The organism is Candidatus Ichthyocystis hellenicum, assembly GCF_001460935.1.
Classification (GTDB): Bacteria; Pseudomonadota; Gammaproteobacteria; order Burkholderiales; family 2013Ark19i; genus Ichthyocystis; species Ichthyocystis hellenicum.
On the sequence record NZ_LN906597.1, the window covers coordinates 164568 to 180761 of the forward strand.

The following is a 16194-nucleotide window of genomic DNA, read 5'->3' on the forward strand; positions in this document are numbered from 1 at the left end:
ATCACACTTATAGGTAAAACTTCTATTGGATGGTTAATTCAAGAATGGTACAATTTACGGTCTTTAGCTTTGTATTGTTGTTAGTAGTTAGTACAGTAACCGGGGGGTTAATATGGATTTCGCGCTTTCAATTGCAGGTGCCTCATGCGAGCCCAACAGCCTGCAGAAATACATAAAAAGGGTCATGAGCTACCCTATGCTTTCTGAGGAAGAAGAAAGGGAGTGTGCATATAGTTTCAGATTAAGAAACGATTTGCAATCTGCTCAGCGCTTGGTTCTTTCCCACCTCCGCTTGGTTGTGTCTATATCTAAGGAATATGCCGGATACTCCTTGCCTCAAGCTGATTTGATTCAGGAGGGAACGGTCGGCCTAATGCATGCGGTTAAACGTTTCGATCCAGAAAGAGGAGTACGACTGGTAACTTTCGCTACTTACTGGATAAAGGCGTCTATTACAAGCTACATAGTAAAAAATTGGCGATTAGTAAAAATTGCCACCACCAAAGCTCAGCGCAAATTATTCTTTAATTTGCGAAAATTAAAGAAATCCTTATCCCCATTAACTCAAGCTGAAGCTGAAGATATCGCTGAGACATTAGGAGTCAAAAAGTCTGACGTTATTGAAGCAGATAACCGTCTGAGTTGCCCTGACCTGTCACTGAGTCAAGAGTTATCTCCAGGTGGCGAGGGTTCCATGTGCTGGGAAGATCTCATAAGGGACGAAAGACAAACTCCCGATGAGTCTGTTGAAGCCACTCGTGACGGCAACACAAGATCCGCTGGCCTTGAGGAAGCGCTGGAAAAATTGGACGAGAGAGCACGTCGCATAATATCAGCACGGTGGTTAGTAGCAGGAAAACCACTTACGCTTCAAGAGTTAGCAAAAGAAATGGGTATCTCAGCTGAACGGGTGAGGCAAATAGAATCCCAGTCCTTCTCCAAGCTTCGTACTTATCTAAAAAATCTTGCTTAAACAGCGGAGAAAACAAGCGGGTGCTTGCTCACAGCAGGTGCTCGCTCAGCTTCCCGCGATCATTTTCCTCATGTCCTCTATAACTTTTTCAACTGGAACGGTGCCGTTCCTTACCAATAACCTCAGCCTAGAGTTTCCGTCATATACATAGCTCACTGCACTGTGGTCTATAGTGTAGGGCATCCTCATCGTGTGGCCGTTTTTCTTACCATGCATAGTCATCTTTTCGAAGTACACATGGAATTCCTTTGCAACCTTATTTATCTCAGATAAAGAACCATACAAAGCATCAAAATTACTCTCTCCGAATGAGGAAATATATCTCTTCAGCACATCGGGATGATCATGCTCTGGATCTATAGTAACGAATAACAATCGCAGCTTATTGGCGTCACTTCCCAATGCATGGAATATTGCTTTCCACTCTGACATAGCAACCGGACACGCGGACTTACATCCGGTAAAACCGAAATACACAATCAGCACCTTTCCTCGATAGTCAGACAGGCTAACCATTTTTCCGGTGCGAGCAGATCGCAAAGACATGGATCGAGCAAAATCAACCCCAGTTACATCAACTGAATTAAAAGAAGTCATACTATTTGCAGGCGTGCTACTGGATCCCCAAAAGGAACACCCACACAACAAAGCCGAGGAGACAACCAAAGCACCCAAAGGAAACGCAACAAAACGATAAGTCACAATATTCATCACATTCTAGTCAAGTAAAAGAACCAATAATGATCTAACAACATGAATAAAAAAAGCAAAAATAAGTAGGCAATAGAATAAAAAAATACATACCTAGCTTTTTCATCAGAGTAATCACCAACCAAACAAACAGTCAGTTTAAGAAAATATCCTCCCAAAATGGCAGCACAAACCCCGTATAGTTCACCAGAGAGTGAAACCAAGCAAGGCAAAAAAGATGAAACAACCAATACAAACGTATAAAGAACAATACTTCTAATGGTACCATCAACACCATGCGTAACCGGCAACATCGGAAAACCGGCTTTTGCGTATTCATCTCTACGATATAAAGATAGTGACCAAAAATGAGGGGGTGTCCATAAAAATATTATTAAAAACAAAAGCCATGGATGAACAGTCAAAGTACCAGACATAGCAGACCACCCTAAAACTGGAGGCATAGCCCCTGACGATCCACCAATAACTATATTTTGCGGTGTCATTGGTTTCAAAACAATTGTGTAAAAAAAAGCGTAACCAACAAACGCGAGTAGCGTTAAACCCAAAGTTAAATCATTTACAAAAAAATGAAGTACAAGAACCCCTGCTGCCCCAACCAACAAAGAAAACAAAAGCGCCTCAAGAGGATTAAGCAGGGCCTGAGGTAATGGGCGACGGTTAGTCCGCTTCATTATGGCATCAGTTTTATGTTCTACCAGGCAATTAATAACAGCCGCCGAAGCTGCAACAAGCCAAATACCCAAAATAGAGGCACCAAACAGAAACCAATTTATACTTGACCCAGGTGGAACCGATAGCAGCATCCCTATAGATGCGCAAAACACAATCAAACAAAGAACACCTGGTTTCGTTAATTTCCAAAAAGAACGAAGTCGAACCCAAAAACCAGCACCACTAGGTGCTTTGGTAATAATCATCATGCAACTTACCTGAACAAGAATAAAAAATTACATAATTTACCACCAGCACGGACGCTAATAGCACAGCAGCACATATAGTATGGGAAACAGCAACCAACTTCGGTAAATGAAAAACAATATTACTAATACCTAATATCACCTGCACAAAAACTAAAGACGTCAAAACTAACGATGCTATAACATAACGTTGGCGGTATAACTTAGTGGACAAAAAAACTATAGCAGCAGTAACGAATATAGACCAAAAACGATGAAGCCAAAGAACGGTAACCTGTCCCATAGGATAAATAGTCATGAGAGGAGAAGAACGAGAACTAAATCCAAAGGCACTAGAAAAACTCATATCAGGTACAAACTTACCTCCGCACTTGAACAAACTTTCACACGACAGACCAGCATAATTTGTGCTCACCCATCCACCCAAAACAATTTGTATAACAACCATAATCAATGATAGAACAGAAATTACCCTTAGGTTGGAAGGAATGGGAAGTAATTCAGGTTGGAAATAGCAAACTCGGCATAACATCCACACAGCAAGACAAAAAGTAAGCATACCGCCGATAAGATGTGTGGTTACTATAATCGGCCGCAACTTCAATGTAACGGTCCACATGCCAAACACACCTTGAGCCACAACAAGCAACAACAGAAAAACAGCCCATGGTCGCTCTTTAGTTAGCTCAGAAAAACAAAAACTCAACGAAAACAAGGCAACAATAACTAGACCAAGTGTAGAAACCACATATCGGTGAATCATTTCCTTTGAGGCCAATCCGGAAAAAAAAGCCGAACCATAGGACTTCTCGGATAGATGTATGTCCACCGGAGTTTCAGGAATCCAAAAATGACCGTAACACCCGGGCCAGTCTGGACACCCCAACCCAGCATTAGACAAACGCACATAGGATCCCAAAAAAATCCCAGCAGCAGCTAAAAAAACTACCCCTGCCAAAACACATCTGTAAATCTTAAGTGCCCGCATACTTCCTCGATTATCAATAAAATTTCATTATTTTATCAAGATCTTTCATAATTAGCTGCGGATCTGGTCGCGCCGGCCAGGCCATAACGATAAATCCATTAGGATCAGCCAAATAAATACCCCGCACAACACTAAGTTTACCTATATTAAATGCATCTAACGGTACAAATTCAACATTTTTATACAAAGAAACGTCGCTTGGCCAAGAAACGGGATAAGAAGAGAAAGCAACTCTGCCTAAATTTAGCGACTTAGAACCCATACCCAAACGCATCTGCCTAATTAAGAATAATTGATCACGGCATAAATCATCACAGTTTTTTGGTAATACCACGCAAAGCCTCCAAGGATTCACCTTGACCTCATCAGAAAAATTAATATGCTGAAAAGGAGGAAGCAACAAAGTGCCATAATTGGAAAATTCGTGATAAGAGTGGTGACTATAGAACGAATACAATGCTGCCAAAAATCCTGGAAAAAAAACAAGCAACAGCAATATGACTTTAATGATCTGAAACAGAGGTTTTTTTGTTAACAGAACTGAAGAATTTATACGCGTATCTAACATAAAACACCAAAGAAAAGATTAAGAAAGTCAACCACTGGTAAACATACCCGAGGTGCCTGTCAGGATACACTTCTGGTTGCTGTCTCTTATCATCAAAATTAAGACAAGGGTAACCTAATCTATTTACCACAATCTGCCAATAATCCATAGGATGAGAAAAATTTTTCGAAATACGAGAAAGATCCACCCAGGACCAAACTCGACCGTCGTGAGAGGAAATGGTAGGAAGAAACCACTTTTTTGGTGGCAATCTACGCGCTACTCCAAAAACATCGCTCTTGTTCAAAAGATCTTTACGAACAGCATTCAGACAGGCCTGAGTTGAGGAATAAAAAGCATCATTGACCGGAATCCACCCCATGTCAATCATTACAATTCGACCCGTCTCTTTTATAACAAATGGCACCATAAACACATAGATGCGCCTTCCTTCTTGTGTAGGAGCTTCCCAAAAAAACCACTTTTCTGGCAAATAACTCCCCTTTGAGGATACCAACTTAAACTCCCGCTCTGCGGAAGAAATTGAAGAATATGAAGGATAGTATCCCTTGGACGCATTTTCATTTTGTTGTTCAATTCGGTTCACAATCAATTTTTTATAGTGATACCGATAATTTTGCCAAATTGCAGCACTAGCACACAAAGATATAAATACCACAGTCAATTTGGTAATAAAAAAGAAATTTCTCCACATATCACCAGAATAATCAGTAACCATTTCCTCAACCAATCAAATAAATTGCTGAAAATAAAAAGAGTCGCTAGAATGGGTCACGAATGACCGAAGGAAAAACAATGAAATTCATCGTAATAGCAATGATAGTTGCCATAATTGGATCTTTGGGATCAGCTTTAATGCAGTTGTCAAAACAAGTTAAATCAAAGAGCATGGTTCGCATTCTAGCAACCAGGGTAATATTATCCATAGCTCTATTTGCAGCGCTGATGATTATGTACAAAATGGGAATCATCAGAAATCACATATTGTAACGGGGGAGATTACATCCAGTACACAAAAACAAACAGAATCAGCCACACCACATCCACGAAGTGCCAATACCAAGCAATTGCCTCAAAGGAGAAATGATTGGTTGCCGAAAGGTGACCCCTGTACATCCTTAGCCAAATCACAAACAGCATAATACAACCAACACTAACGTGGAAGCCATGAAAACCAGTTAGCAAATAAAACAATGACCCGTAGACCCCGGAAGATAGAAACAGTCCATCTGCAACCGCATGGTGATACTCAACAGCCTGGCTTACCACGAAAATCATACCCAAAAGTACCGTAAAAGCCAACCAAACAAGCCCAGGAGTCATCTCTTCATCACACAGCGCATTGTGGGACAAAGTCAAAGTAGCACCAGACATCAACAAAACCGCTGTATTAATAGCCGGTATCCCAAAAGCAGCAACCGGGGAAAATGGCAAGACATATTTTGCACCAACCATAGGCCAATGGCCAGAGAAATCAGTACCATACCAACCCCATAGATACGAACTAGCTTCAGCAGTGCTCAAATCCGGCAACGCTACAAGCCGCACGTAAAACAGAGCGAAGAACAACGCTAGAAAAAACATTACCTCTGAGAATATAAACCAACCCATACCCCAACGAAACGAAGCACAAACACGCTCACTATTCAATCCCTTCAAACCCTCTTTGATAACATCACCGAACCATAGCCACATCATTATACTTATGAGAACCAACCCCAAAGAAAGCAGAGGCCAACCCCAAGGCATGTTATTGAACAAAAATGTCGCCCCCATAGCCATAGAAAACAATGCCACGGTACCTAACAACGGACTAGTTGATTCTTCTGGGACGTAATAATAGGGTTGAGTCTGTTTTGATGACGGCAACATCAATCACTCCTTCATTAATTCTTCGAAATACCGTCCACACCAAAAAATGTGTAGGACAAGGTAATAATCTTAGCAGCTCTTGGAAGCTTGGGATCAATAACAAAAACAATAGCAACTCTTCTCTTTTCATGACCTTTCAGCGTTTGCTGAGTAAAACAAAAGCATTGTAACTTCAAAAAATATCTCTGAGCATAATTAGGACCATAACTAGGAATAGCCTGCCCCCTAACATCGTGATCTGTTATATTCTCTATCTCGTAAAAAACTTTCCTAATTTCTCCAGGATGCACATCAACATATCGCTGAAGAGGTCTAAATTTCCAAGGCAACTTAGCAGCAGTGTTAGAGTCAAATTCAATACGAACCGTACGGTCCTTATCAACAGAAATATTACCAACAACATTAGCCCGATCGACATCGTTGAGACCAGCAACATTACAAATCGTTCTATAAATTGGAACTAGGGCGTACGAGAACCCAGCCATAGAAACCACAACCACCAGGAGTCGCTTAAAAAGAACTCGATTACGAAACTTAAGTCGCTCGTTCCTATTCGATATATCAGACATCAAAACTCTTCGTAATACTCCTTCGGAATAGCAGGAGGTTGAATAAAAGAGTGATACTCAGCCGGACAGTCCAAGAGCAACCACTCTAAGCTCTTAGCTCCCTCCCACGGGCGTTTAACAGACTTAGGACCATTTCTATACGAATAAACCATATTCAACAAAAATATGACCTGACTCAAACCAAACATAAAAGAACCCACTGAGGCCACTTGATTAAAGTCCGTAAACATAGGATTGTAATCTGGGTAATGACGAGGCATTCCAGCTAATCCTAAAAAATGCATTGGAAAAAAAGCTATATTGAAAGAAATGACAGAACACCAAAAATGAAACTTCCCCCAGAACTCATTGTACATACGCCCAGACCATTTCGGAAACCAAAAATAGCACCCTCCAAATATTGCAAAAAGAGCACCTGATACCAAAACATAATGAAAATGAGCTATGACGTAGTAAGTATTGTGAACCTGAACATCAACAGGGGTATTTGCCAACACAATCCCAGAAAAACCACCTGTTACAAACAATGCAATAAATCCTATCGCAAACAACATAGGAGACTCAAAAGTCAAACTCCCCCCCCACATTGTAAAAATCCAATTAAACACCTTAACCCCAGTAGGAACTGCAATAATCATGGTGGCATACATAAAAAACAGCTGTCCAGCTGCTGGCATTCCAACAGTAAACATATGATGAGCCCAAACTAAAAATGACTGAATGGCAATCGCCAAAGTAGCAAATACCATAGATTTGTATCCAAACAACGGTTTCCTAGAAAATGCAGGAATAATTTGGGAAACTATACCGAAAGCTGGCAAAGCAATAATGTAAACCTCTGGGTGACCAAAAAACCAGAAAATATGTTGATATAAAATTGGATCTCCACCACCTGCGGCATTAAAAAAAGATGTACCGAAATGACGGTCAAACAAAAGCATAGTGACCCCGCCAGCCAAAACAGGAACAACCGCAACAAGTAAGTACGCCGTAACCAACATTGTCCAGGCGAACATGGGAATTTGCATCATAGACATACCAGGTGCGCGCATGTTCAAAATCGTAACGATGATATTTATTGATCCTAAAACAGACGATATACCTAAAATATGGACAGCAAAAATAACCATATCCATACCTGGCCCCATCTGAATCGACAGCGGAGGATACAACGTCCATCCTGTAGCAGGAGCACCGCCGTGAACAAAGAAAGCCAACACTAACAACAATGCAGCGGGGATGAGCAACCAAAAAGACCAATTGTTCAACCTAGCAAAAGCCATATCAGAAGCACCTAGCATCATCGGCAGATTCAAATTTGCAAACCCAGTGAAAGCGGGCATAACCGCGCCAAAAATCATCACTAAACCATGCATAGTAACCAATTGGTTATACAATTCGGGACGAATCAAGCGCAAACCAGGACTTAGGAGTTCGTATCGTATTAACATGGCGAAAGCACCACCAACAAAAAACATCAGACCACCAAAGATAAGATACATCAACCCAATATCTTTATGATTGGTAGTAGTCAACCAACGAACAATACCTTTCTTGGACGCACCATGATGATCGCCGTGAGACTCTTCACCCAAAACAACAGATGACATACTTACCCCTTTTTATCAAGCACCCTTCAAACGTAACGCATGTACTTCCGAAGGTTGAACCAAATCACCGGTATGATTACTCCATGAATTTCTCTCATAAGTAACGACAGCAGCAATCTCAGTATCTGTCAATACACTACCAAACGCTGGCATAGCTGCCTTACCGAATAAAACTTGATGAATATGAACATTAACTGGACCGGTGGCAACAGGACTACCGTCTAACGCAGGAAAAGCACCGGGAACACCTTTACCATTCTCATGGTGACAAGCAACACAGGCCTGATACATCTCCTTACCCTTGAGCATAAGCTCATCTTTCGTATACTTCTTATTCAAATCTTCCTTAGGAGTCATAGCACCAAGCGTTCCTTTAACCCATTTGTCATAATCAGCTTGGCTAACAGCATGAACCTCTATTGGCATAAACGCATGGTTACGTCCGCATAAGACAGAACACCCTCCGCGATAAATACCTTCTTTATCTACCTGAAACCATGCATCACGCAAAAGCCCGGGAATAGCATCCTGCTTCACACCAAGGGCAGGAACATACCAAGCGTGAACAACATCAGCAGAAGTTGTCAGTATTCGTATCTTTTTGTGTACAGGCACAACGAGGGGATGATCAACCTCCAAAAGGTAGTACGGATTTTTTACCAACTTATCATCCAAAACTTGATCATAGGGAGTAGAAAGAGTAGACAGGAAGGAAATACCAGAACCCTGGCCAGACAAATAATCCAATCCCCACTTCCACTGGTAACCAGTTACCTTAATGGTGATATCAGGGTTAGAAGTATCCCGCATATCAATAACTGTCTGGGTAGCAGAGTAAGCAATATAGACGACTATTACAAGTGGAATCACCGTCCATATTAATTCTAAAACATTGCTATGCTTAAATCTAGAAGGCTTGTGTCCACGACTACTACGATAGGCAAAAACAACCCAAAACAACATCCCAAAAACAACGATGAATATCACTAAAATTATCACCATTGTCAAAACATGAAGATGATATTGCTGCCGAGCCACCGAAGTAACCGGCTCTTGAAGATCCATATGCCAAGATGAGGAACAAAACCCACACTGTGCAAAAAAGGAAAAAAAAACCAACCCAAAAATACGCATCCATCGATTCAACATACAGATCCCTGTGACAAAAATCGCACACCCAACTCTATCGTACGATACCACCAAGGGCTACAGAACATCCCATTTTTCATGATCATAATCGGGACATTATTCTCTTACCAATTCCAGCAAAAAACCCATTGCTCATGATGATAATATCGTCCCCAGGCAAAACTTTGGGCAAAAGATCATCCAGTAGTGCCTCAATATCATTGAACAAGAAAAACTTCCCCTCACCCAGCAACGATAGAGAGCCACGGACATCCCACTCGACACCGTGAAGGTAGCACATAACGTAATCTGACTCAACCAAGCTCTCAGCAAGTATATCGGCCCATAATCCTCGCTTAAAAGAATTAGATGATGGTTCAAACACTACCCATAGTCTTCCGGAACATAGCTCCTTGGCAGCAGAAATAGTAGCTTTTAATGCCGTCGGGTGGTGGGCAAAATCATCAAAAACACGAATTCCATTCTTCTCTAATATGCATTCCAAACGTCTTTTAACACCACGAAAAGAAGAAAGCGCATTAGCTGCTTGCTCAGGAGAAACACCAACATTGACAGCCATCAAAAAGGCTGCCAACGCATTATGACAGTTGTGATCTCCAGTAATTGGGGAAACACTATAACACTCTCCAGAATGTGTCCTGAAAATCACCTGCCTCTGATTTCTAGTCCAGGTCCAATCAGAGTAAGAGGCAAGCTTAGACGAATCTTTGCTAAAAGAAACCCTATTACTCCAACACCCTCCGTTCAATAAAGAATTTACCTGGTTACTGTCATTGGGATAAATAATAGTAGCACTGCCAGAAAGGGTGCGGATTAAGAAGTGGTACTGACGAGTCATATCTTCCAAATCACGAAATATATCAGCGTGATCGTATTCTAGATTATTAATTAATAATGTCTTGGGATGGTAGTGGATAAATTTTGAACGTTTATCAAAAAAAGCCGTATCGTACTCATCAGCTTCAATAACAAACAGATCTGATTCACCCTTATCCGCAGAAAACGTAATCTGCCTAGGAATACCTCCTATTAAGAATCCTGGAGCCAACCCGGCTTCCAGTAAAATCCAAGTGAGCATCGCCGCTGTGGTCGTTTTGCCGTGTGTCCCTGATACAGCCAAAACATGCCGATCAATCAAAATATTATCACCCAACCATTTAGGTGCAGATGTATATGGAATACCTTTATTCAGAATTTCCTCAATTATCGGCATTCCCCTACACATAACATTCCCAACCAAGTAAAGATCTGCCTTAACATAATTTAATTGACCAATATCAAAGTTATCGATCAGATGAATATCAAGTTGGGTTAGAGCATCAACCACAGGAGGGTAGAACTTAATATCACTACCGGTGACTGTATGACCGCACTGGATAGCCAAACGGGCTACATTGGACATCAGTACCCCGGCAATTCCTAAAATATGTATGTGCACCTAAATATCCTTACTGCCTTAGTAAGGCATAACATCTCAGTTAGAGTATACGTAACAAAAAAGCACACACCGTAAAATTCTCGATCACATCAACTGAAAAATAATACCCCTTCCATGACGAGCAAATATCGCCCCCTAAACCAATAAAAATAATATTATCAGTAAGTGTTTTGCAAATTATTTTTGTAACATTCTACCTTCTATCAGAACGGTTGCAATGAATGGAGTATAGTACCGAGATCCAGTATCCCACTTCGAGAACAAACACAGATTGGAATATCAAGCGAAAGCACACCAAACATCCGTGCCAGGTCGGCACGGACACACAAAACTGAGGCACTCACTCAAAAATCGGGGATAGTGATGTAGCAACTAACCGAAATACACTATCTCTGGACAAGCATGACACCTACTTATGTTGCTAACCTTCATTACCATCTAGGAAAGAACGAAGTCTTTCAGAACGAGAAGGATGTCGAAGCTTGCGAAGAGCTTTAGCCTCTATTTGTCTAATCCTCTCACGAGTTACATCGAACTGCCGCCCTACCTCCTCCAAAGTATGGTCTGTAGTAACACCTATACCAAAACGCATACGCACTACTTTTTCTTCTCTCTCAGTAAGGGTTCCCAAAATAGACTCAGTAACCTCCCTCAACCCAGCATACGTTGCCGCATCCGACGGAGCTTGCGTAACAGAATCCTCAATAAAATCACCAATATGAGAATCCTCATCATCTCCTATAGGAGTCTCCAACGAAATCGGCTCCTTAGAAATCTTAAGAATTTTTCTAATCTTATCTTCAGATATTTCCATGCGCTCAGCCAACAAAGAAGCATCTGGTTCCTGACCTGTTTCCTGAAGAATCTGCCGTGCAATACGATTCAATTTGTTAATTGTCTCTATCATGTGCACAGGTATACGTATTGTACGAGCCTGATCAGCAATTGATCTCGTAATGGCTTGGCGTATCCACCAAGTAGCGTACGTAGAAAATTTGTAACCCCGACGATACTCAAATTTATCTACGGCCTTCATCAATCCTATATTCCCCTCTTGAATTAGATCCAAAAATTGCAAACCGCGGTTAGTATATTTTTTAGCAATAGAAATAACCAACCTCAAATTTGCTTCTGTCATTTCTTTCTTAGCGCGCCTAGCCTTAGCCTCACCCATAGACATCTGCTTACTGATATCCCGCAACTCTTGTATAGAAATACGTGACGATTCCTGCAAAACAATTAACTCACGCTGAAGCTCCATGATAACCGCCCTATTTCTTTCAATCATAGGGCCGTATCCAGTATTGGCAGCTTCCTTATCTACCCAAGAAAGATTAGTTTCATTCTCAGGAAAAACATTGATGAAGTGCTGTCTAGTCATGCCACACTTATCAACACACACCTTCATCATCCTACGCTCAATTGACCTAATATCAGCGACACGCGAGCGCACGTTATCACATAAGCGCTCGATAAATTTGGCTGAAAAACGAACAGCACTAAGGTACTGTGCTATCTTTTCCCTAGCCTTGGAACGAGCAACTAAGTTTTCCTTATCATTTGTAATCAGCTCAACCCAAAGATCAAAATCCTCGCGCATCCCTTCAAAACGAGCAAGAATTTTACCTTTGAGTTCTAACAAAGACTGAGCAATAGCCTCCCCATCACCAACAGCTGAACCTGCATCTTCAGCTACCATCAAACTTTCATCATCTGATAAAACTAACTCTTCAACTTCATCAGACAAATCAACTAAACCATCAATAATTTCATCAACACGAATCTCATCGTCACGTATGCGATCAATAATCGACAAAACTTGCTCTATCGTGGAAGGACAAGCGGATATTGCTTGAATCATGGCGCTCAACCCATCCTCGATACGCTTAGCTATCTCAATTTCACCTTCTCGCGTCAAAAGTTCTACCGCACCCATCTCACGCATATACATACGCACAGGATCTGTAGTACGACCAAATTCAGCATCAACAGATTTTAACGCCTCCTCAGCAACCTCCTCTGCCTCCTCTTCCTCTACAACCGAAGGACAGGACATAAATAGAGACTCAACATCGGGCACTTCATCATAAACGACTATGCCCATTTCATGAAATGTCGTAATAATCGACTCTATTTGCTCGGCATCAACTAAACTATCAGGAAGATGGTCATTAACCTCAGCACAAGTCAAAAAACCTCTTTCCTTACCAATAGCTATCAACTGCTTAAGGCGGGTACGACTCAACTCCAAATCTTCTCCGGTAGAACGAGACATCGCCCGCTCAATCTCCATTGCTCCAGCACGAACAGACTTAAAAACCTTTTTAGATTTCTTACTACCAGCTGATGATGTCTCCACTTCAACTTCAGTCTCAGCTGAATCAACCAACAAAAAATCAGCATCATCAGAAATTTTTTCAACATCATCATCGAGATAAATATCATCATCGACCAACAGCCCAGCATCTTCGAATGAATCATCCATATCAGACAAGACATCCGAATCACTATCGGTATCTGCATCAAAATCACCATCAGAAGCATTAACCACCACATCTTGCTCGGGTGGAGCAACAGCAACTGTAATATTTTTATCAGCTTTAGAAGATGTTTTTTTCTTCTTCTTCCCAGCAGAAACAGATTTCACTTCACTACTCCCTCTGTCAGAGGAAAGCGATTCACCACTATCATCAGACACAGTTGAATCAGATTCACTACTCTGCGAATCAGAAGAAACACTGACAGAAGATTCTCCAGAAAAAGATTTAGGCATAGATATCAACCTCGGAAAGAGAGAATAGGGTGAATATTATACTGCACAAATAAAAAAAAGGCTGCTAGACATTGCACTTAAACTCTCACCCAAATTTAGCGCGACTTTAAATCTTGTAACCGGTTCATTATTAAAAAAAATTGATCTTTTTCACAACTATCTATCGTCTTTTTACTAATTTTTTCCAAAAAAATATCACACTTACTCTCTAAGTAATACTTCTCAAGAGCTAAACATGACTCCCTAAAAGCTGCCATCCACTCATCACGACTCAATTCTATCCTATCTAGGGAAAGAACCTTCGAAAACCAACGCGCTCGAGGATGTGACACTAACAAACTATGGATATCATCTAAGTTACTTCCCGGAGATAATTCTGACAGTACCAATATAAGATCCTTCAAAGAACAAAAATCTTCATCCTGAATGTCCAAAAACTGAATAGGAAAAGCAAAATTAGAAATTTCCCTCGGTTTGGAAAGCAGCAACCGCGCTATGCGCTGAGCTAAAGAGGGAACACGATAACGATTATTATCTCGAATATTGGCAGAATAAGACTTACTGTTACTACTATCTCCTCTGTAATCAACTACGCTTGATGTGTCACTGCTAGAAAATCTTCCAGCATCAGTAATCGACAACAACTGTTCCTCAGGAATGTTGGTCAAAACCGACAATTCCCGCATGAGAGAAATCTTGAAAATGGGGGCATTAATACTTAATAAAGTTTCCCGCAGACCATGAATCATAATCGCACGGCCCTCTACTGTATCAAGCTGAAAACGAACCCGCCAATCATCAATTAAAAAAGAAGAGAGAGGCTTAGATTGGAATAGAATATTACGGAAATCATCACAACCTTGCTTAGCAACATATGAATCAGGATCCTCCCCTTCCGGAAGCAATAAAAAATACACCTGCTTACCGTCAACCAAAATGGGCAAAATACTTTCTGCAACACGAAGAGCAGCTTTTCTACCGGCAGCATCACCATCAAAACAATAGTAAACAGTATCCGCGTACCGAAATAGAAGTTTCATTTGTGCCGTAGTACAAGACGTGCCTAAACTAGCGACAACATTATTTATTCCATTTTGGACCAAGGAGAGCAGATCAATATACCCCTCAACCACAATAGCAGCCCTCTCATGACGAATGAAAGACATATTGTGGTACAAACCATACAGCTCATGTCCTTTATGAAACAAAGTCGTATCAGGAGAATTAAGGTACTTCGGCTGCTTGTTTTCAGATAATACTCGCCCCCCAAATCCAATAAAATTACCGCGAACAGAACGTATGGGGAACATAACCCGACCACGAAAACGATCATAAAGGCTACCATTACGTCCTTCTGAAACCAAACCTGCCTCCTTCAAATCAGGAGATGAATACTGCTTGCCAAAAATTGCCCGCAAATTTTGGTACGAATTCGGAGCAAATCCCAAATCAAACCGCTGACAAGTATCAGAACTAAGACCTCGATCAGACAAGTAAGCAATCACACTTTTGCTATTAGACAAATGCTGTTTATAGAAGATCACAGCTTTATTAAGTAATGGACTCAAAACACTTTCAGGATCGCCCTTTTGCGATGACGAAGCAGAAGTCGAGGTGGGAACCAACATACCAACAGAAGACGCCAGTCTAGAAACAGCCTCTGGAAAGGATAAATTGTAGTGCTTCATCAAAAAACCGATAGCAGTACCATGGGCACCACAACCAAAGCAATGGTAGAATTGCTTAGTCGGACTAATAGTAAAAGACGGAGTTTTATCGGAGTGAAACGGACAACAAGAAACGTAATTAGAACCAACCCTTTTAATATCTAAGCACGCTCGCAATACCTCAACTATATCAACACGGCGCAAAAGCTCTTGTATAAAAGCTTCGCTGATCAACTAATACCCTTATTATTACCATCATCAAGATATTTGGCTAACTTTTCCTTAACAAGAAGAGACACTTTCCCAAAATCTGCCCTACCAGACAGAACGGGCCTAAGTGCCAACATCAAAGAAGAAAGATCAGCCATCTTAGAAGGATTAACTGCCGAAAAAACCTCATCTAACTTTTCCGACAGCTCTTCCTCGGAAAAATGGGCAGGCAGATAACGAGATATAATCTCCAGTTCAAATTTCTCTTTATTGACCAAATCGATACGCGCAGCAGCTTGATAGCAATCTATAGAATCCATTCTTTTCTTTTTTTCTTTCAGCAAAACAGAAACTATCATCTCATCACTAAATTCAACTCGCTCATCTATATGCTTCTGCTTAACAGCAGCCCACAAAAAACGCAACACGGCCAAGGTGGCAACATCCTTGTCACGCATGGCCCGCCTAATATCAACCTGTATAGAACTTTCCAATGACATACACCAGCCCTCCCTAACGCGGAGGCAACGCCTGGCTACGCAATCGCTTGAAATGACGCTTAACAGCAGCAGCAAAACGCCTCTTCCGAACTGCAGTCGGCTTCTCGTAATACTCGCGCGACCGAAGCTCAGTCAAGACACCTGCTTTCTCCACTGCCCTCTTAAAACGCCTAACAGCAGCCTCAAACGGCTCATTTTCCTTAACACGTACCCCTGGCATGCAAACCTTCCTAGAAAAAAAATACA

The 16194-nt window shown here is 41.3% G+C and carries 16 protein-coding genes; 2 read left to right on the top strand and 14 right to left on the bottom strand.

From position 1 onward, the window contains the following. The first annotated feature begins 112 nt into the window (after positions 1-112). On the top strand, positions 113-973 hold the full coding sequence (rpoH, locus tag Arg41_RS00720; protein ID WP_092342567.1) for an RNA polymerase sigma factor RpoH: 861 nt from the start codon (positions 113-115) through the stop codon (positions 971-973). Positions 974-1018: 45 nt separating this feature from the next. On the opposite strand, the gene Arg41_RS00725 is transcribed toward rpoH, so the two are convergent. From Arg41_RS00725 to Arg41_RS00745, 5 genes are read right to left on the bottom strand one after another with little or no spacing between them, the layout of a single operon-like run. Beyond that, complete coding sequence (locus tag Arg41_RS00725) at positions 1019-1684, bottom strand: SCO family protein (protein WP_092342569.1); 666 nt, start codon at positions 1682-1684, stop codon at positions 1019-1021. Further along, entirely contained in the window at positions 1684-2607 is a 924-nt protein-coding gene (gene cyoE, locus Arg41_RS00730; RefSeq protein WP_242641359.1) for a heme o synthase, read from the bottom strand. Before cyoE ends, Arg41_RS00725 begins: the two co-directional genes overlap by 1 nt. Further along, on the bottom strand, positions 2582-3592 hold the full coding sequence (locus Arg41_RS00735) for a COX15/CtaA family protein (protein WP_092342571.1): 1011 nt from the start codon (positions 3590-3592) through the stop codon (positions 2582-2584). The genes cyoE and Arg41_RS00735 overlap by 26 nt, the downstream gene beginning before the upstream one ends. A 13-nt stretch (positions 3593-3605) precedes the next feature. Beyond that, a complete protein-coding gene (locus tag Arg41_RS00740; RefSeq protein ID WP_092342573.1) occupies positions 3606-4160 on the bottom strand; it encodes a redox-active disulfide-containing membrane protein in 555 nt (184 codons plus the stop codon). Continuing rightward, entirely contained in the window at positions 4096-4878 is a 783-nt protein-coding gene (locus Arg41_RS00745; RefSeq protein WP_092342575.1) for an SURF1 family protein, read from the bottom strand. Before Arg41_RS00745 ends, Arg41_RS00740 begins: the two co-directional genes overlap by 65 nt. 137 nt (positions 4879-5015) lie before the next feature. On the opposite strand from Arg41_RS00745, the gene Arg41_RS00750 reads away from it, so the two are divergent. Beyond that, on the top strand, positions 5016-5150 hold the full coding sequence (locus Arg41_RS00750) for a DUF2909 family protein (RefSeq protein ID WP_242641431.1): 135 nt from the start codon (positions 5016-5018) through the stop codon (positions 5148-5150). Between the two features lie 9 nt (positions 5151-5159). On the opposite strand, the gene Arg41_RS00755 is transcribed toward Arg41_RS00750, so the two are convergent. The 9 genes from Arg41_RS00755 to rpsU form a co-directional block, all read right to left on the bottom strand. Next, the gene (locus Arg41_RS00755; RefSeq protein WP_092342579.1) at positions 5160-6032 is read right to left on the bottom strand and encodes a cytochrome c oxidase subunit 3; all 873 of its coding nucleotides are present in this window, start codon (positions 6030-6032) and stop codon (positions 5160-5162) included. A 14-nt stretch (positions 6033-6046) separates the two neighbouring features. Beyond that, positions 6047-6601, bottom strand: coding sequence for a cytochrome c oxidase assembly protein (locus Arg41_RS00760; protein ID WP_172792640.1), 555 nt, complete (start codon positions 6599-6601; stop codon positions 6047-6049). Then, on the bottom strand, positions 6601-8211 hold the full coding sequence (gene ctaD / locus Arg41_RS00765) for a cytochrome c oxidase subunit I (protein ID WP_092490413.1): 1611 nt from the start codon (positions 8209-8211) through the stop codon (positions 6601-6603). Before ctaD ends, Arg41_RS00760 begins: the two co-directional genes overlap by 1 nt. A 15-nt stretch (positions 8212-8226) precedes the next feature. Beyond that, the gene (gene coxB / locus Arg41_RS00770; protein WP_242641360.1) at positions 8227-9360 is read right to left on the bottom strand and encodes a cytochrome c oxidase subunit II; all 1134 of its coding nucleotides are present in this window, start codon (positions 9358-9360) and stop codon (positions 8227-8229) included. A gap of 82 nt (positions 9361-9442) precedes the next feature. After that, complete coding sequence (mpl, locus tag Arg41_RS00775; RefSeq protein ID WP_092342583.1) at positions 9443-10798, bottom strand: UDP-N-acetylmuramate:L-alanyl-gamma-D-glutamyl-meso-diaminopimelate ligase; 1356 nt, start codon at positions 10796-10798, stop codon at positions 9443-9445. Positions 10799-11219: 421 nt separating this feature from the next. Beyond that, complete coding sequence (gene rpoD, locus Arg41_RS00780; protein ID WP_092342585.1) at positions 11220-13571, bottom strand: RNA polymerase sigma factor RpoD; 2352 nt, start codon at positions 13569-13571, stop codon at positions 11220-11222. A gap of 95 nt (positions 13572-13666) precedes the next feature. Next, a complete protein-coding gene (dnaG, locus tag Arg41_RS00785; protein ID WP_092342587.1) occupies positions 13667-15472 on the bottom strand; it encodes a DNA primase in 1806 nt (601 codons plus the stop codon). Then, positions 15469-15948: a GatB/YqeY domain-containing protein gene (locus Arg41_RS00790; protein WP_092342589.1), complete on the bottom strand. Its 480-nt coding sequence runs from the start codon at positions 15946-15948 to the stop codon at positions 15469-15471. The genes dnaG and Arg41_RS00790 overlap by 4 nt, the downstream gene beginning before the upstream one ends. Before the next feature lie 13 nt (positions 15949-15961). Next, complete coding sequence (gene rpsU, locus Arg41_RS00795) at positions 15962-16168, bottom strand: 30S ribosomal protein S21 (RefSeq protein ID WP_092342591.1); 207 nt, start codon at positions 16166-16168, stop codon at positions 15962-15964. Positions 16169-16194: the final 26 nt, after the last annotated feature.